The 17179-nt window shown below is 64.6% G+C and carries 18 protein-coding genes and 1 tRNA gene; 8 read left to right on the forward strand and 11 right to left on the reverse strand.

What is annotated here, in order from left to right:
* Positions 1–58: 58 nt before the first annotated feature.
* On the reverse strand, positions 59–1522 hold the full coding sequence (locus H2052_RS14155) for a TonB-dependent receptor (RefSeq protein WP_293782852.1): 1464 nt from the start codon (positions 1520–1522) through the stop codon (positions 59–61).
* Between the two features lie 219 nt (positions 1523–1741).
* Here H2052_RS14155 and H2052_RS14160 point away from each other — a divergent pair, with 219 nt between their 5' ends.
* On the forward strand, positions 1742–2368 hold the full coding sequence (locus H2052_RS14160) for a TetR/AcrR family transcriptional regulator (protein ID WP_293782855.1): 627 nt from the start codon (positions 1742–1744) through the stop codon (positions 2366–2368).
* A gap of 63 nt (positions 2369–2431) precedes the next feature.
* The gene (locus H2052_RS14165) at positions 2432–2842 is read left to right on the forward strand and encodes a hemerythrin domain-containing protein (RefSeq protein WP_293782859.1); all 411 of its coding nucleotides are present in this window, start codon (positions 2432–2434) and stop codon (positions 2840–2842) included.
* 3 nt (positions 2843–2845) lie between these two features.
* Here H2052_RS14165 and H2052_RS14170 read toward each other — a convergent pair.
* Both H2052_RS14170 and H2052_RS14175 read right to left on the reverse strand, forming a co-directional pair.
* Positions 2846–2919, reverse strand: a tRNA-Gly gene (locus H2052_RS14170).
* 122 nt (positions 2920–3041) lie between these two features.
* On the reverse strand, positions 3042–3356 hold the full coding sequence (locus H2052_RS14175) for a hypothetical protein (protein WP_293782862.1): 315 nt from the start codon (positions 3354–3356) through the stop codon (positions 3042–3044).
* A 312-nt stretch (positions 3357–3668) separates the two neighbouring features.
* Here H2052_RS14175 and H2052_RS14180 point away from each other — a divergent pair, with 312 nt between their 5' ends.
* Both H2052_RS14180 and H2052_RS14185 read left to right on the forward strand, forming a co-directional pair.
* The gene (locus H2052_RS14180; RefSeq protein WP_293782865.1) at positions 3669–4577 is read left to right on the forward strand and encodes a LysR substrate-binding domain-containing protein; all 909 of its coding nucleotides are present in this window, start codon (positions 3669–3671) and stop codon (positions 4575–4577) included.
* A gap of 269 nt (positions 4578–4846) precedes the next feature.
* On the forward strand, positions 4847–5239 hold the full coding sequence (locus H2052_RS14185; protein WP_293782868.1) for a PilZ domain-containing protein: 393 nt from the start codon (positions 4847–4849) through the stop codon (positions 5237–5239).
* Positions 5240–5243: 4 nt separating this feature from the next.
* Here the strand turns inward: H2052_RS14185 and H2052_RS14190 are convergent, their stop codons facing one another.
* From H2052_RS14190 to H2052_RS14200, 3 genes are read right to left on the reverse strand one after another with little or no spacing between them, the layout of a single operon-like run.
* A complete protein-coding gene (locus H2052_RS14190; RefSeq protein WP_293782871.1) occupies positions 5244–5378 on the reverse strand; it encodes a DUF2474 family protein in 135 nt (44 codons plus the stop codon).
* Positions 5365–6369, reverse strand: a complete 1005-nt coding sequence (gene cydB / locus H2052_RS14195; RefSeq protein WP_293782874.1) for a cytochrome d ubiquinol oxidase subunit II — start codon at positions 6367–6369, stop codon at positions 5365–5367. Before cydB ends, H2052_RS14190 begins: the two co-directional genes overlap by 14 nt.
* Positions 6366–7784 carry a cytochrome ubiquinol oxidase subunit I gene (locus H2052_RS14200; protein ID WP_293782877.1) on the reverse strand — a complete coding sequence of 473 codons (1419 nt, stop codon included), beginning with the start codon at positions 7782–7784 and terminating at the stop codon, positions 6366–6368. Before H2052_RS14200 ends, cydB begins: the two co-directional genes overlap by 4 nt.
* Before the next feature lie 195 nt (positions 7785–7979).
* Between H2052_RS14200 and H2052_RS14205 the strand changes: the two genes are divergently transcribed.
* Together H2052_RS14205 and H2052_RS14210 are read left to right on the forward strand one after the other, a co-directional pair.
* Positions 7980–8795 carry a ferredoxin--NADP reductase gene (locus H2052_RS14205; RefSeq protein ID WP_293782880.1) on the forward strand — a complete coding sequence of 272 codons (816 nt, stop codon included), beginning with the start codon at positions 7980–7982 and terminating at the stop codon, positions 8793–8795.
* A gap of 53 nt (positions 8796–8848) precedes the next feature.
* A complete protein-coding gene (locus tag H2052_RS14210; protein WP_293782883.1) occupies positions 8849–9532 on the forward strand; it encodes a peptidylprolyl isomerase in 684 nt (227 codons plus the stop codon).
* A 2-nt stretch (positions 9533–9534) separates the two neighbouring features.
* Here the strand turns inward: H2052_RS14210 and H2052_RS14215 are convergent, their stop codons facing one another.
* The 4 genes from H2052_RS14215 to H2052_RS14230 are packed head-to-tail and all read right to left on the reverse strand — an operon-like array spanning position 9535 to position 14044.
* A complete protein-coding gene (locus H2052_RS14215) occupies positions 9535–10716 on the reverse strand; it encodes a dihydrolipoamide acetyltransferase family protein (RefSeq protein ID WP_293782886.1) in 1182 nt (393 codons plus the stop codon).
* A 4-nt stretch (positions 10717–10720) separates the two neighbouring features.
* The gene (locus H2052_RS14220) at positions 10721–11725 is read right to left on the reverse strand and encodes an alpha-ketoacid dehydrogenase subunit beta (protein ID WP_293783030.1); all 1005 of its coding nucleotides are present in this window, start codon (positions 11723–11725) and stop codon (positions 10721–10723) included.
* Between the two features lie 13 nt (positions 11726–11738).
* The gene (locus H2052_RS14225; protein ID WP_293782889.1) at positions 11739–12968 is read right to left on the reverse strand and encodes a 3-methyl-2-oxobutanoate dehydrogenase (2-methylpropanoyl-transferring) subunit alpha; all 1230 of its coding nucleotides are present in this window, start codon (positions 12966–12968) and stop codon (positions 11739–11741) included.
* A 20-nt stretch (positions 12969–12988) separates the two neighbouring features.
* Positions 12989–14044 carry a Glu/Leu/Phe/Val dehydrogenase dimerization domain-containing protein gene (locus tag H2052_RS14230; protein WP_293782892.1) on the reverse strand — a complete coding sequence of 352 codons (1056 nt, stop codon included), beginning with the start codon at positions 14042–14044 and terminating at the stop codon, positions 12989–12991.
* Between the two features lie 119 nt (positions 14045–14163).
* Between H2052_RS14230 and H2052_RS14235 the strand changes: the two genes are divergently transcribed.
* Together H2052_RS14235 and H2052_RS14240 are read left to right on the forward strand one after the other, a co-directional pair.
* Complete coding sequence (locus tag H2052_RS14235) at positions 14164–14649, forward strand: Lrp/AsnC family transcriptional regulator (RefSeq protein WP_293782894.1); 486 nt, start codon at positions 14164–14166, stop codon at positions 14647–14649.
* Entirely contained in the window at positions 14646–15488 is an 843-nt protein-coding gene (locus tag H2052_RS14240) for a DUF2520 domain-containing protein (RefSeq protein WP_293782897.1), read from the forward strand. The genes H2052_RS14235 and H2052_RS14240 overlap by 4 nt, the downstream gene beginning before the upstream one ends.
* 8 nt (positions 15489–15496) lie before the next feature.
* Here H2052_RS14240 and H2052_RS14245 read toward each other — a convergent pair whose 3' ends face one another.
* Positions 15497–17137 carry an amidohydrolase family protein gene (locus tag H2052_RS14245; protein ID WP_293782900.1) on the reverse strand — a complete coding sequence of 547 codons (1641 nt, stop codon included), beginning with the start codon at positions 17135–17137 and terminating at the stop codon, positions 15497–15499.
* Positions 17138–17179: the final 42 nt, after the last annotated feature.

Here is a 17179-nt window from a genome sequence, read left to right on the forward strand (position 1 = left end):
CTTCATCTTCGTTCCTTCGTCACTGCGACGAAGACCCAACCCTCCTCAAATCACAACCTCAAATCTGTGCCATTGGCGCTGACGGGGAACACTTGAACGTCTGCTTTGCAAGATCCGGGTTCGTGGAGGGATTGAACACGAAATCGGTCACGCCGTTTTCGGCATGCGCATAATCGTACTTCTTCCAATCCCAGCTGTAGCGGCCGCCGATGATGAGGCTCACCTGGTCGCTCGCCTTGTATTCGGCCTGACCGAACACCGCGATGGAATCAGTCTTCTGCGTGCCGCCGTAATTCTCGATGAAGCCGAGGATCGCGCTGCCATCGATCTGGTAGGCGTTTTCGGTCTTGATCTTGAGGCCGTAGATACCGCCGAGCCACGTCAGACGGTCGTTTTCGCCCGAAAGGCGCAGTTCCTGCGAAAGCTGATAGAGATCCTGCGCTGTATCATAATGGAAGATCGGCAGCGCGGACATATCGCTGTCTTCGGCGTAGCGCTTCTTCAGATCCTGATAATCGGTGATCGAGGTGAGCTGCGTGCCGCCGAAATCATGCTCGTAACGGACTGTGGCGCTCCAGAACTTGCGGTCGAAATAACCGCCGTAATCGAATTCGCCGGTAAAGGGGTCATCATCGGAATCGCGGTAGCCGAATGCATCGCAGCCGCCGCAGGTTCCCCAGAAATCTTCGTTCGGACCGAGCGCATAACCGAGGCCGTCTTCATTGAAGCCCGCAGCGACGTGCGTGAAGAGTCCGCCGCTCGTCTCGTCCTTGTTGCGCAGGCCCTGCAGTTTCACAAGCAGCGTGCCGTTCGCGCCGACATCGGCCTCAACCTGCAAGCGTCCGCCGAAGAAGCGGGAGTTGCCGAGATCCTTGCCGATACGGTTTTCGATATAGCCGCCGTGATGGTTGGTGGTGAGCGAGAGGCGCGCGCGCACGGTGTCGGACAGGGGGCCGCTCACCGCGCCTTCGGTTGCGATCTGCCCGTAGCTGCCGACGGTGAGCGTGCCGAAGCCTTCGAATGTGCTCGTCGGCTTCTTTGTGATCGCCTGCACGAGGCCGCCGGTGGCGTTGCGGCCGAAGAGCGTACCCTGCGGACCGCGCAGAATCTCGACGCGCTCCAGATCGAACATCTGGCCGCTGATTGCGCCCAGCGCGCTCACATAAACCTCGTCGTTGTAGAACGCGATCGGCGCTTCCTGCGAATCGGCGAAGTCGTTCTGCGAGACGCCGCGGATGTTGAACACCGTGATCGTCGGGCTGAACTGCGCGACCTGAAGGCTCGGCACCTGTCCTGCGAGCGCGGTCACGTCCTGTCGGCCCATCGAATCAAGCGCAGCGCCGCCGATTGCGGAGACCGAGAGGCCGATGTCCTGCAGATTCTGCTCGCGCTTCTGCGCGGTGACGACGATCGCATCGTCTACGACGGCGGCTTCCTGCGCCGCGGCCGCGGCTGGCGCGAATGCAGCGCCCGCAAGCAGGGCGAGCTTCAGCGATCTAAGGATAAACGGATTGCTGCGCATGTGGTTTTCCCCTCCCTGAAACGCAATTCGCGTCGTTTCAGGTACTATATTTCGAATCAATTCGATTTGTAAAGTTTGGAAGCAACCCCGTTGTGGGTCCAAAAGGGGCCAATGTTGGAATGGTAACCGGATTAAATTCGAATTGACTTCACGCGGCGGATCAATGAGTGATCGCAGGCTTGGGGCGATGGGCCGGGCAACGGGACGGACAGGCGGCGCGTGGGCGGATCGGCGAGACGAACACAGGAGCGGGGACGCACGCGCCGCGCGATCCTGATCGAAGCAAGCCGCAAGCTGCTGCGCGAACGGGAGATCGACCAGATTTCGCTGACGGACGTGGCGGACGCCGCCGGAATCCCCAAAAGCTCCGCTTACCACTTCTTCTCCCACGTGCTCGAAGTTTTCGAGGCCGCCGCGAGCGACATGGAGACCGAAATCCAGAGGGATCTCGATAGCGTTTCGGCGTCGGACTGTGCGGACTGGCGGCAGGCCGTCATCCGCTTCGTGAGCTGCGGCGCGGCGTTCTTCAACGCGAACCGCGACGCCATGCAACTCCTGATCGGCCCCAAGGCCCCCTCGGCAATCAAGCTGAAGGACCGGCAGAACGATTTTGCCATCGCTGGGCAGCTGAAAGACCAGATTTCCGCGCATTTCGAGCTTCCCGAGCTTGCCGACACGCCCGAAATCTTCTTCCGCGCGATCGAGATCGCCGACCTGTTCTTTGGGCTTTCGGTGATCCGGCACGGCCACATCACGGAGGTCTTCACCGACGAGGCCGGTCGCGCCACCTGCGCCTATTTGTCGCTCTATCTTCCCGTCGTTTTACCGCGCACGCAGCCCGCCTGAGCGAACGCATTAAGCCGATTGCAACGTGTCACGCCGATGCTGCGCTGCGAGAAGGGCACGCGCATGGATACACAGACGCTCCGCAAGCAGCACGACGAGATCGGGGAAATGTCCGAGGCGTTGATCAATGCCGTGATCGCGCGCGACCGTCTGGAGGTCGCGAAGTGCCGCTGGCGGCTTGCGCGCGTGCTGATCGCGCACCTCGCTGTCGAGGATAAATGGCTCTACCCCGCCTTGGTCCGGGACGGCTCGCCGCGGGTCTGCACGCTGGCGCTCAACTTCCAGCGCGAAATGGGCGGGCTCGCCGCTGCCTTCAACGCCTACATGCTCGAATGGAGCGAGGACCGCATCACGAGCGAATGGGAGGCCTTCCAGACCGCGACGTGGGCACTCGTCGAAGCACTCGACCTCCGCATTCGACGTGAGAACATCGAACTCTATCCGCTGCGGGAAGCGGCGATGGCGCAGTCGTAACGCTGGAGCGGGTGAAGGGAATCGAACCCTCGTCGTAAGCTTGGAAGGCTTCTGCTCTACCATTGAGCTACACCCGCGCCCCGAGGCTGCGCCCGCTTGCCACAAGGCGGCGGCGGAGGTCAACGTCGCGCGATGCCTGGAAACGTGAAAAAGGCCCTGCCGGTGTGCCGGCAAGACCTTTTCGTCGTGATGCCGATGCTTAGTCGAACTCGCGCTGGGCGAGCAGCCGCGGGGCTTCCTCGCCGCCGACCCAGCGATCGACGGCTGCGCCTTCCCATGTGCCGGTGATGTGGCCCTTGCGCGAAACGCGGAGATCGAAGGTCTTGCCCGTGTCGGGGTGTTCGCCTTTCAGCAACAGCACGCCGCTCGCGGTGCTGCGGCCTGTAACCTCATAGCCTGTCGGGGTATGGGTGAAATCGATGCGCGAGTTATAAAAACCATATGGTGCGGCGGCAGCCGGTGCGGATACGCCGGCGATCATGCTTGCCACGGCCAGACCGAGAATGATCTTCATGATGAGTCTCCCTGCTCAGCAAACGATCAAAACCGTTCGTTTGTGCGTCGCAGCATATAAAATGACCCCCTTTCGACCATTGCGACCTTGGCAACGTGGGTTTCTGGTTTTGCAACGGCGGGCGTAAGTCCATGGAATGCCTTGACCCCCGATCAGGAAAAATTCCGAATAAGGTTTCAACTCTTGCCAAAATTATGCTGCGTTGCAACAATGCGCCTGCAATCGCCGCTCGCAACGGTGCGGAGCGGGTGGAAGCCAGTGAGGGCATGATGCTTAGCCGGTGCCTCGCCGGACCGGCCTTGGCGGCGTAACATGCGCCGCCTGCCGCCGATGGGTTCACTTGAAGCATTCGTCGCGACCTACCGCGGCGGGACGTTGCGCGCGGCCTCCACCGAGCTCAACCTTTCCGTTTCCGCGCTGAGCCGGCGGCTGCAGTCGCTGGAGGCGCACGTGGGGCGGCCGTTGTTTGAGCGACGGCACCATGAACTGAAGCCGACACCCGAGGGCGCCCGGCTGTTCACGCAGATCGCACCGCACTTCGATGCCATCGGCCGCATTCTGGGTGATGTACGCGCGGATGGGGAGCGCGGCCTCGCGATCGGTGTACCGCCCTCCTATGCGAGCGCTTGGCTGCTGCCGCGCCTCGCGCGCTTCCGCGCGCGCTATCCCGATATTGCGTTGCGCTTCGATTCATCGGGCGCGCCGTTCGAAAAGCTTGGCGCCAGCCTTGATGCCATCATCGTGTTTGCTGAAAGGGTGCCCGAAGGGGCTGAATCCTGCGAATTGAAGCCGCAGGCGGGCTTTGCCGTCTGCGCGCCGGGTCTCGTGCCGCCAGGAACGCCCGTGCGTGAGGCGCTGCGCGAACACACGCTGCTGCTGCACGGCGGGCTTTCGAAGGTGCTGCCGCTGTGGCTGCAGGCGATGGGGCTCGATGAGAACGCGCTCGGACGCACTGAGCAGTACGACAGCGGGCCGATGCTGATCGCAGCGGCAGAGGCCGGGCTCGGCATCGCGCTGACGCTTGAGGACTCGGTACGCTTTTATGAAGGCGATGCCCGGCTGGAGCGGCCGTTCGGCGAAAGCGTCGCGACGCCTTACAGCTATTGGTGGGTTTCCCGGAAGCCGGGCGCCTCCGACGTTGCACTGCGGCGGTTCCGCGACTGGATTCAGGCCGAATCCGCCGTGCGGCCCGAAGCCGGCGCGCTTTCCGCCACCGCCTGAAATTCCCGCAACAGCCCTGAAAAGAAAAGGGCCGACCCGAAGGCCGGCCCTAATAGTAAAATCCTTGGGGAGGATCGCCATTTCTGGCAGGCCCTTTGTTGCACCTGCGAAGGGATGCTGACCACCGCAAAGTCTGCATCGATCGTTGCAGGAATTGCAACATTGCCGGCGCAATCAACTTCCGCGGGTGCATATTAAAGGTTTGTTTACACTTTTGAGGGCACATCGGCGCTACGGGGGATCACGAGCTTCGACAAGGGGCGGCTCAGATGATCCAGTTTTTTGCAAAGTTGCAGGGCGTACTTCCCACATGGCGCGGTGACGGCGGCAAAGCGCTCGCGGGAGGGCCGGAGCGGCGCGGTGCCACGCGGTCGCTGGCGCTGTTCTGGTCGGCGCGGATGCGGACGCGGGGGTGGGCGGGCCCGGCGACCGTCGTGGAAATTTCCGCACGCGGGATGCGGCTGCGCAGCCCCTATTACCCCGAGATTGGTGCGCGCGTGGTGGTGGACCTGCCGGGCAATGCGCCGCTCGCCGGTGTCGTGCGATGGGCGGAGCACGGCCGGTTCGGGATGCAGTTCGACCGCGAGGCGGATGTCGTGACGATCCTGCGGGCGCACAAGCGGGCGACGGGGCGTCACCTCGGCGTCGACGACCCGGCCTGAAAGTTCAGCGCAGCCAGATTTTCAGTAGCATCGCGACGATGCCGAGCGCCGCGACGCTCGCCGCCCAGATCGCCGCCATCCAGGCGAGGCGTTTCCAGAGCGGTGCAGCGTCGCCGGGGCTTCGCCTAGTGGTAGCCATGGCTGCCGACCTTGCCGCGGAACACCCAGTAAGCCCACGCGGTGTAGGCGAGGATAAGCGGCATGACGAGGACGACGCCCACGAGCATGAACACCTGGCTGCGTTCCGGCGCGGCAGCGTCCCAGATCGTGACGCTGTCGGGTATCACATAGGGGAACATGCTGATGCCGAGGCCGATCGTGCCGAGTAGGAACAGGCCGAGCGACAGCAAGAACGGCGACCACGTGGCGCGCTTTTTGAGCGTGCGGAACAGGAAGTAGGTGACGATCGCGACAAGCAGCGGCACCTGGCTGGTGAAGAGCATGTTCGGCATATCGAACCAACGCTGCCAGTAGCGGTGTTCGAGCAGCGGCGTCGCGAGGCTGACCGCGACCATCAGCGCGAGCGTGGCGATGGCGGCGCGGCCCGCGAGGCGGTACGCATGATCGAGCGCGCCGCCTTCGACCTTCACGATCAGCCACGTCGCGCCAAGCAGCGCGTAACCCGCGACAACGCCTGCGCCGGTGAGCAGGCTGTAGGGGCTGAGCCAATCGAGCCAGCCGCCCGCATAGGCCCGGCCGTCGACCGCGATGCCCTGCAGGATCGCGCCGAGGATCATCCCCTGCGAAAACGCCGCGATGAGCGAACCGCCGGTGAACGCCACGTCCCAGAAGGCGCGGTGGGCGGGGTCTCGCCAGCGGAACTCGAACGCGACGCCGCGGAAGACGAGGCCGAGCAGCATGGCGATGATGAGCGGATAGGTGGCGGGCAGGATGATCGCATAGGCGAGCGGGAAGGCCGCAAACAGCCCGCCGCCGCCGAGCACGAGCCACGTTTCGTTGCCATCCCACACCGGTGCGATCGCGTTCATCGCCTGGTCGCGTTCCTCGCCCTTGAAGACAGGGAACAGGATGCCGATGCCCAGATCGAAGCCGTCCATCACGACATAGGCGAAGATGCCGAACGCGATGATGAACGCCCAGACGGTGGTCAGATCGATGTTGACGCTCATTGTCCGCCCTCCAGCGCGGGTGCGGGGGTGATGCCGGCTGTTCGGGTCGGGCCGGGTTCGGCCTCGACGCCCGCTTCACCGGATTTCGGCCGGTGCGACATCAGTTTCAGGATATACCACGTGCCCGCGCCGAATACGGCGAAGTAGATGATGACGAACGCGACGAGCGAGGCGCCCACGGCAGGTGCCGCAAGCGGCGAGGCGCTGTCGACGGTCCGCAGCAGGCCGTAGACGGTGTACGGCTGGCGTCCGACCTCCGTGGTGACCCAGCCCGCGATGACGGCGACGAAGCCCGACGGCCCCATCACCATCGCCGCGCGGTGCAGCAGCGGCCAGTCGTAAAGGCGGCCCTTCGCGCGGGCGAGGAGGCTCCACATGCCGATTCCCAACATCAACATTCCGATGCCGACCATGATGCGGAACGCCCAGAACACGATGCCCACGGGCGGATGTTCTTCACGCGGCACGGTGTCGAGCCCCGCGAGCGGCGCATTCAGATCATGCTTCAGGATCAGCGATGAGGCCTTGGGAATCGAAATCGCAAAGTCGATGCGCTGCTCTTTGCTGTTCGGTATGCCGAAGAGATAGAAGGGCGCGCCTTCCGGGTGGCTCCGATAGTGGCCCTCCATCGCCATCACCTTCACCGGCTGGTGTTCGAGCGTGTTGAGCCCGTGCATGTCGCCTGCGAAGATCTGCACCGGAGCAACGAGCGCGGCCATCCACATCGCCATCGAGAACATGATGCGTGCGTGCGGGTTCGCACGGTCCTTCAGCAGATGCCATGCACCGACCGCACCGACGACGAACGCCGTGGTGAGATAGGCGGCGATCACAGTGTGGACCAGGCGATAAGGGAAGCTCGGGTTGAAGATGATCGTCCACCAACTGTCGCCGGGCAGGAACTGACCATTTTCGCCGAGGATGTGGCCGACGGGGGTCTGCATCCATGAATTGACGCTGAGAATCCAGAAGGCGGAGATGAAGGTGCCGATCGCGACCATCAGCGTCGCGGTGAAGTGCAGTTTCTTCCCCACCTTGTCCATGCCGAACAGCATGACGCCGAGGAAGCCCGCCTCAAGGAAGAAGGCGGTGAGCACTTCATAGGCCATGAGCGGCCCGATGACCGGCCCGGCCTTGTCGGAGAACACCGACCAGTTCGTGCCGAACTGGTAGGACATGACGATGCCCGAAACGACGCCCATCGCGAAAGCGACCGCGAAGATCTTCAGCCAGTAGCGGAAGAGATCAAGGTAATGGTCCTGGCCGGTCTTCAGCCAGAGCGCTTCCAGCACGGCGAGGTAACTCGCCAGCCCGATCGAAAAGGCGGGGAAGATGAAATGGAAGCTGACTGTGAACGCGAACTGGATGCGTGCCAGCAGCACGGCATCAATGGCACCAAAAAGCGATTCGAACACAGCGGCGACTCCTTGCCGTCAGCCTATCTGTTTGACCCGGCTAGCACATTTCGGCGGGCAGCGCGACCGCTGCAATGCGACGCGGTGTTCCGCGACGTTCTGTCCCGTTGCATGAGCAGTGGATGACTATTTGCAAATCATTCTCAATAGCGTAAAAGGGCACGCGATTCGCCAGCTTGAGACGAAAGACTATTCATGAGCGACCGCGCCGTGGCAGCCCGCATCCTCGCGCCTTCTGATGCGCTGACAGTGGAGACCGTGTGCGCCGTGCGGCACTGGAACGAACATCTGTTCAGCTTCACGATCACGCGACCGCCGAGCTTCCGCTTCCGGTCGGGCGAATTCGTGATGATCGGTCTGCCCGGCGAGCGGCGGCCGCTACTGCGCGCCTATTCGATCGCCAGCCCCGCATGGGCGGAGGATCTGGAATTCCTGTCGATCAAGGTCCCGGACGGGCCGCTCACCGCGCAGTTGCAGCGCATCGAGCCCGGCGACCAGCTCTTCCTCGGCCGCAAGCCGACGGGCACGCTGGTTGCCGATGCGCTGCTGCCGGGACGGCGGCTATTCCTGCTCTCGACAGGCACGGGCCTTGCGCCGTTCATGAGCCTCGTGCGCGATCCCGAGATCTACGAACGGTTCAACCAGATCGTGCTCGTGCATTCGGTGCGGCAGGTGAGCGACCTTGCCTACCGAACTGATCTGGAAAGTCACCTCGCGGGCGATCCGCTGGTGCAGGATCAGGCGCTCTTGCAGTTTTCTTATTTGCCGACCGTGACACGCGAGCCGTTCCGCACCACTGGACGCATCGACGCGCTGATCGAGGACGGGACGCTGTTCGGCCCCCCGCTGACTGGGCCGAAAGCGTTCGACCCCGAAATCGACCGCGTGATGATGTGCGGCAGCATGACGATGATCCGGTCGCTCGCCGCGCGGTTCGAGGCTCTCGGATTTTTGGAAGGATCGAACGCGGAGCCCGGCCATTATGTGATTGAACGCGCGTTCGTCGGCTAAGGGAGACGGATTTGCGATTCCGCCCGACGGCAAGCCGCACTAACCTTGCCGGCATGATTCGCTTGACCGCCCTTTGCACCGCGCTGCTCGCCGTTGCCGTCGCCATGCCGTCGCTCGCGCAAACCGAGCCGCGGACTGAACCACAGATTCTGGCGACGCCAGCCGAAGCGCCGCCCGCGCCGCCGCCTGTGCCGGAGAAGGTCTACGAGACCGTGCGTGTCGCGATCACCACCAGCGAGGGGCCGATCGTGCTGGCACTGGAGAAAGAACGCGCACCGCTGACGACTGCGAACTTCCTGCGCTACGTCGATCAAAAGCGGCTGGATGGCACGGCCTTCTATCGTGCGATGAAACTTTCGGACGACGGCAGCTACGGCCTCATCCAGGGCGGTACGCAGGGCAACCCGAAGAAGGTGCTGCCCAAGATCGCGCACGAGCCGACGACCAAGACCGGCCTTTCGCACATCGACGGCGCAATCTCGATGGCGCGCGGCGCGCCGGGAAGCGCCGACGGCGATTTCTTCATCACCATCGGTGCGCTCGATTCGTTGAACGCCGACCCGTCGAAACCCGGCGACAATCTCGGCTTTGCGGTGTTCGGCCGCGTTGTCGAGGGCATGGACACGGTGCGCAAGATCATGAATGCGCCGACCTCGCCGACGCTCGGGCAAGGCGTGATGAAGGGGCAGATGATCGCCAGCCCCGTGCGCATCCTCACCGCGCGGCGCGCGCAGTAGGATCAGCGCGCCAGCAGCAGCGTCGGAGATTCGAGAAGCGCCTTCACCTCGCCGATAAAGCGCGCGGCCTCGTAGCCGTCCACGACGCGGTGATCGAACGACGACGAGACGTTCATCATTTTGCGGATATCGATCGCGCCGCCGCGCACGACCGGGCGTTCGACGAGGCGGTTGGGCCCGATGATCGCCACCTCGGGGTGATTGATGACGGGCGTCGTCGCGATGCCGCCGAGCGTGCCGAGGCTGGTGATCGTGATCGTGGAGCCGGAGAGTTCGTCGCGCTTGGCGGTGCCGTCGCGCGCGGCGGCGGCGAGGCGGGCGATCTCCGCGGCGAGGTCCCAAAGGCCGAGATCATGCGCATTGCGGACGACCGGCACGATGAGGCCGTTGTCGGTCTGCGTCGCGATGCCGACGTGGACGGGCGCATAGTGGCGAACGATGCCCGCTTCATCATCGAATGTCGCGTTAATTTGCGGGAATTGCGGCAGCACGCGGACGAGAGCCTGAACGAAGAAGGGCAGCAGCGTCAGCTTGGGGCGTTCGCCGTAGCGGGCATTGAGCTCTGCCCGCGCGGCTTCAAGCGCCGTGAGATCGACCTCCTCCACATAGGCAAAGTGGGGGATGCGCCGCGCCGAGATTTCCATTTTCTCGGCGATCTTGCGGCGCAGGCCGACGAGCTTCACTTCGGTGAATTCATCGGCAGAGGACCGCGAGGGTTGCGATTGCTGCGCGGCGGAGATGTGCGCTTCGAAGTCCGGTCGGCGAATGCGGCCGTATGGGCCGGAACCCTTCACATCTTCGAGCTGCACGCCGGCCTGTTTCGCAAGACGGCGCACCAATGGCGAGGCCTTCGGGCGCGTGGCTGAGGGTTCGGTTGCGGGCAGCGGCTCAGCGGGGGAAGGTGCAGGCGGGCTTTCCGCTTCGGGTTCGGCGGGGGCTTCACCTTCCAGCGCGAATTCGACGAGCGCCGAGCCGATCTGGCGGAGCTGTCCGACCTCGCCGTGGATTGCAACGATAGTGCCGGATACGGGCGAGGTGAGTTCGACGGTCGCCTTGTCGGTCATCACGTCGGCAAGCGGCTGGTCCTCGGCGACTACGTCACCGGGCTTCACGTACCACTGAACGAGTTCGGCTTCGGCGATGCCCTCGCCGATGTCGGGGAGCTTGAAGACGTAATTCGCCATGACCTTACGCCTCCATCGCGCGGCGTAGCGCATCGCCGACGCGCTTGGGTCCCGGGAAATATTCCCATTCGAACGCGTGCGGATAGGGCGTGTCCCACCCCGTCACGCGCTCGATCGGCGCTTCGAGATCGAAGAAGCAATGTTCCTGCACGAGTGCGGCGAGTTCAGCTCCGAAACCGCAGGTGCGCGTCGCCTCGTGGACGACGACGCAGCGGCCGGTCTTGCTCACGGACTGTGTGATGGTTTCAAGATCGAGCGGGACGAGCGTGCGCAGGTCGATGACCTCGGCATCAATACCCGTTTCCTGCGCAGCCGCGAGCGCGACGTGCACCATCGTGCCATAGGCGAGTACGGTGACGGCGCCCCCGGCGCGCACGACGTTCGCCTTGCCGAGTGGCACGACATAATGCCCGTCTGGCACTTCACTTGCGGGGTGCTTCGACCATGGCTCGACGGGCTTGTCGTGATGGCCGTCAAAGGGGCCGTTGTAGAGGCGCTTCGGTTCGAAGAAGAGCACGGGGTCGTCATCTTCGATCGCGGCGATGAGCAGCCCCTTGGCGTCGTAGGGGTTGGATGGAATCACCGTCTTGAGGCCCGCGACGTGCGTAAAGATGCCTTCGGGGCTCTGGCTGTGCGTCTGGCCGCCGTAGATACCGCCGCCATAAGGGCTGCGCACGGTGATCGGGGACCACCATTCACCTCCCGTGCGATAACGCATCCGCGCAGCTTCGGAGATCAGCTGATCGGTGGCGGGATAGATGTAGTCCGCGAACTGAATCTCGACGACCGGCCGCTTGCCGTAAGCGCCCATGCCGACCGCGACGGCGACGATGCCCCCTTCGGAGATCGGCGCGTCGAATACGCGGGTGAGGCCGTGCTTGCGCTGGAGACCGTCGGTTGCGCGGAATACGCCGCCGAAATAGCCGACGTCCTGCCCGAAGATGGTGACGGCGGGGTCGCGCGTCAGCGCCACGTCCATCGCGCTGTTGAGCGCCTCGATCATGTTCATCGTCGCCACGGCGTTATACCCCCGCCTGCTTGCGCTGTTCGACAAGATGCGGCGGCATCTCCTTGTAGACGTCTTCGAACATGGTGGAGGCCGGAATACGCGCGCCTTCCTTCAGCGTGCCGTAGCTTTCGGATTCCTTGCCTGCGCGGCGCACCTCTTCCTCCAGTTCCTTTTCAAGCTGCGCGTGGCGATCTTCACTCCAGAGACCGGCGCCGATCATGTGTGCTTTCAGTCGCTCGATGGGATCGCCGAACGGCCACACGGCGGCTTCCGAACCGGGCCGGTATTTGCTTGGGTCGTCGGAGGTGGAGTGGCCTTCGGCGCGGTACGTGAAAAGTTCGATCACCGTAGGGCCAAGGCCGCTGCGTGCCCGGTTCGCTGCCCAGCGCGTGACGGCGTAGACAGCAAGGAAGTCGTTGCCGTCCACCCGAAGCGAGGGGATGCCGTAGCCGAGACCGCGCGAGGCGAAGGTCGTGCGTTCGCCGCCCGCGATTCCGGAGAAGGACGAGATCGCCCACTGGTTGTTGACGATGTTGAGGATGACCGGCGCCTGATAAACGCTGGCGAAGGTGAGCGCGTAGTGGAAGTCCCCTTCCGCCGTTGCGCCCTCGCCGATCCAGGCGGCGGCGATGCGGCTGTCGCTCGCCGAAGCGGACGCCATCGCCCAGCCGACAGCCTGGCTGTACTGCGTGCCGAGATTGCCGGAGATCGAGAAGAAGCCCGCCTCGCGGCTCGAATAAAACACCGGCATCTGCCGGCCTTTCAGGCGGTCGCGGCTGTTCGAATAAACCTGGTTCATCATGTCGACGAGCGGCCAGTCCCGTGCCACGAGCAGACCCTGCTGGCGATAGGTGGGGAAGCACATGTCGCCGTATTCGAGCGCGAGCGCGGCAGCGACGGCGACGGCCTCCTCGCCGGTGGACTTCATGTAGAAGCTGGACTTGCCCTGCCGCTGCACGCGGACCATGCGCGCGTCGTAGGCCCGCGTCAGCATCATGGCGCGCAGACCCTTTTCGAGCATGTCGGCGGAAAGTCCGGGGTTCCAGTCGCCCACCGGGTTGCCCGCGTCGTCGAGAACGCGGATCAGCGCCCAGGCGAGATCGCGAATCTCGGCCGGGTCGGTGTCTTCGGCCGGTCGGCGGACCTCGCCTGCGGGCGGCACCTTGATATGCGACATGTCGGGCGTTTCGCCGGGGCGGCAGCCCGGCTCCGGTATGTGCAGACGCGTGCTGTTCTTGAGCATAGATATGTCCTTGCGCCCGCTCATGCCGCTGCACGCTGTCCGCGCGCGATGATGCGGCGGGCGAGCGTATCGGCAACGGTATTGGCGGGTATGTGTTCCCGGGCAGCGGATTCGAGAATGGCGGTGAGGCGCGGCGCGATTTCGGCGATGCGGCGCTCGACCGCTTCGGGCGCTTCGCCGAGATATTCCGCGGATACGTTGATGATGCCGCCGGCGTTCACAACATAATCCGGCGCGTAGACGATACCGCGTGCGGCGAGCGCCTTGCCGTCGGCTTCGGTCTCAAGCTGATTGTTTGCCGCGCCGCATATGAGGCGCGCCTTAAGACTGGGGATCGTGCGGCTGCTGAGGACACCGCCGAGCGCGCAGGGCGCCAGGATGTCGGCATCCGCGGCGAGGATTTCATCGACGCCGACGGCGCGGGCGCCAAGTTCGGCGACGAGCGCATCGACCCGGCGGCGGTCGACATCCGCGATGACGAGCCGCGCGCCTGCTGCGCGCAGCATACGGCAGAGCGCAGCGCCGACATTGCCTGTGCCTTGCACAGCAACCGTGAGGCCTTCAAGGTTGCTGCCGAGCGCGAAGCGGGCTGCGGCCTGCATCGCTTCGAACACGCCGCGCGCGGTCCACGGCGAGGGGTCGCCGCCGCTTTTGCCCGGCTCCGCATCAAGGCCGGCGACATAGCGTGTGCGCTCGCGAACACGCTCCATATCGGAGACAGCAGTGCCGACATCTTCGGCGGTGACATAGGCGCCGCCAAGGCTTTCCACGGCATCGCCGAAGGCGCGGAACAGCGCGGCGCGATTGAAGCTGCCGGCTGGGCGTTGCAGAACCGCCTTGCCGCCGCCGAGCGGCAGCCCGGCGACCGCGTTCTTGTAGCTCATGCCGCGCGCAAGCCGGATCGCATCGGCGGTGAGGTCGGCATGGCTGTCGTAGTGCCAGAAGCGGCATCCGCCCGCCGCGGGGCCGAGGGCGGTAGAATGAATGGCGATGACGCCGATCACTTCGCCATCCGCATTGCTGACGACGTGGATATCTTCCTGAAAATCGCTGACTTCGTGCGGCCGGTGGACCATCGGACCTCCCTTTCACGCAAAGCGTAACACGCATTCGGCTGATAAAAATTGCTCGTATGTGTGTGCTGAGCGATATAGGGAATGAGTTATGCTGTAACGACGCTCTAGTGGAATAGATCATGCTGGATGAGCTGGACCCGTTCGAACGCAAGATCCTCGCCATCCTTCAGAGGGATTCGTCGCGGCCCACGACGGAAATCGCCGAGGAGGTCGGACTGTCTCAGGCCCCCTGCTGGCGGCGCATCCAGCGGCTGAAAGAGGCGGGCTATATCAAGGCGCAGGTGAGCCTCCTCGATCGGCGCAAGATGGGTCTCAACACGCAGGTGTTCGCGCAGGTGAAGCTCACCCGGCACGGGCGATCCAATCTCCACAAATTCTCCGATGCGATCCGCGAGTTTCCCGAAGTGCTCGACTGCTTCGTTCTGCTCGGCCCGGTCGATTTCATGCTGCGCATCGTCACGCGCGACATCGAAACTTACGAACGCTTCTTTTTTGAAAAACTCTCGCAGCTGCCGGGCGTGCAGGAGGTGCATTCGATGGTGGCGCTTTCGGAAATCAAGTCGACGACGGAATTGCCGATCCTGGAGAGCGAGGCGGCGGCGTGATCGCCGGGCAGGTCGGCATCGTGGGGACGGGCCGGGTCGCCCGCGCACTGGCGCTGGGGTTCGGCGGCCGATCGATGATGTGGGGCCGGACACCGGGACGTTTGCAGGCGGAAGGCGTGTCGGCGGCACGGTCGCTCGAGGGGATCGCAGCGCAATGCGACGTGATCGCCATCGCCGTTTCGGACGACGCACTGCCGCAGATCGTGGACGTCCTCGCGGGCGTTCGTTTTCGGCAGGGCGCGCTGGTTTTCCACGTCAGCGGCGGCAGCGGCGCTGCCGTTCTCGAACCGCTCCGCCTCCTGGGTGTGCGGACGGCGGCGATCCATCCGGTGATGACCTTCACGGGCAACCCCGAACTCGAAGTCCAGCGCATGGCGGGCGCCTGCTTCGCGATTACCGGATCGGACGCCGAGGCGACGCGGCAGTCGCGGAGGGTGGTCGAAGCGCTGGGCGGCGTCGCCATGGAGATCGCCGAAGACCGGCGCACGCTTTATCACGCGGCACTCTCCCACGCCGCGAACCACCTCGTCACGCTCTTCGCGGGGGCGACACGCGCGCTCCATGCGGCGGGCGTCGAACACCCCGAAACCCTTGTCGCGCCGCTGGTGCGGGCTTCGCTCGAAAACAGCATCGCGAAGGGGTTTGACGCGCTTTCCGGGCCGCTGCTGCGCGGCGATGCAAACATGATCCGCGGGCACCTGGCCGCACTCGCGGACGACTGCCCCGAAGTGCTTCCAGCCTACCGCGCTTTGGCGAGAGCCACCATCGACGAACTGGAGCGCTGCGGCAAAGCCGCCGCGCCGTCGCCACTGCGGGCAGTGGTCGAAGACCAGCGATAGCGCTGCCTTTAGCGTTTCCTCGGCACGAACTCGCCTGCGGTGACGCCGGTCGGCTTGCCATTCTCGAAGGCGACCTTGCCGTTCACGATCACCGTGGCGATGCCGGTGGAAAAAGCGCCCGGGTCCGCATAGGTGGCGCGCGCGGCCACGGTCGCGGGATCGAACAGCACGACGTCCGCCGCGAGCCCCGGCATCAGCCGGCCCCGATCGGCAAGCCCCAGATGCGCGGCGGGAAAGCCAGTCATCTTGCGGATCGCCTCTTCGAGCGGGAACAGTTTGAGGTCGCGGCTGTAGTGGCCGAGCACGCGCGTGAAGCTGCCGCTGGCGCGCGGATGCGCATAGCCGCGCGCAAGCGACTGCGCGTCGACATAGGCGCCGTCGCTGGCGACCATCACCCACGGCTTCACGATGAGTTCGCGGATGTCCGCCTCGTCGATCGTGCCGAGCGTGACGCGGACATTGTTGAGGGCGGCGAGGTCGGCGAGAAGATCGAACGGCGCGATGCCGCGCTTCTTCGCGAGCAGCTCGATATTCTCATCGACGAGGTCGGGGTTTTTCGGCGCATCGACGATTCTCATGCTGCCGTAGCCGACCGCCTTGATCCACGAGAAGCCCTTGTCGACGCCGTTCTCGGTCGCCTCGCGCACGGCGCTGCGGCGGGCGGGGTCGGCGAGCGCGGCGCGTACTTCCGTCTCCGTCACCTGGCGGTCGCCGCGCCCGTCGGGCAGGACGAAGAGGTCGTAGACCGCGCGCACGGTCGCGCCGTCGAAGGGGTACTGGTCCGCGACGATATCGAAGCCTTGCGCGCGCGCCGCCTCGACCATCGCGATGACCTCGCCGATGCGGCCCTTGTTGATGAGGCCGGTGGCCTTCAGGTGCGCGAGCTTCGCGGAGATGCCAACGGCCTTGCCGAGTTCGATCGCCTCGCGCTCCGACTCCACCATGTGGAAGCCGGGATCGCGCGTGTGCGAATCGTAGGTGCCGCCATAGGGCTTCACGGCGGCGGCAAGCGCCTGCACCTCGGCCTCGGTCGCGAACATGCCGGGATCGTACATGAGCCCGGTGGAAAGGCCGACGCAGCCCATCTCCATGCCTTCGCGCACAAGCGCCGCCATGCGTTCGACTTCCTCGGGCGTCGCGGTGCGGCGCGCGCCCGGCATCGCGTCTTCGCGGATGCCGTTGTGGCCGACGTAGCAGCCGTAGTTGACCCCCATGCCCTTTGCGGTGAGCGCCGCCTGGAGCTGGCGCATCACGCGCGGCGAGAGGCCGCCGTCGGGGCTCGCCATGATCGTGGTGACACCCTGCGACAGATCCTGCGCGTCGATGAACGGTCCCTCGATGCGCTCCACGGCTTCGGGAGCGTGGCTGTGCGCATCGATGAAGCCCGGCGCGACGGCGAGGCCGCCGGCATCGATCGTCCGCGCGGCGACGACACGCGACGACGCCTTCTTTACGAAACGGATCTGGCCGTCCGCGATGCCGACATCGACGGCGCGCGGCGGCGATCCCGTGCCGTCGTAGACGAGGCCGCCGCGGAGGAGCAGATCCACGTGTTCGGGCTGGCCTGCACAGGCGGCGAGGGCCAATGCGGCAAGTGGCACGGTGAGCGCGCCGCGGGCCTTGGAGGCGCTGAAGTCGGCAATCTTCAAGTGGGCAGCCTTTTTGAAGTTAAATTCAAGTTTAGCGTATAG

The sequence above is a fragment of the Sphingosinicella sp. genome (assembly GCF_013911755.1).
Lineage (GTDB): Bacteria > Pseudomonadota > Alphaproteobacteria > Sphingomonadales > Sphingomonadaceae > Sphingosinicella.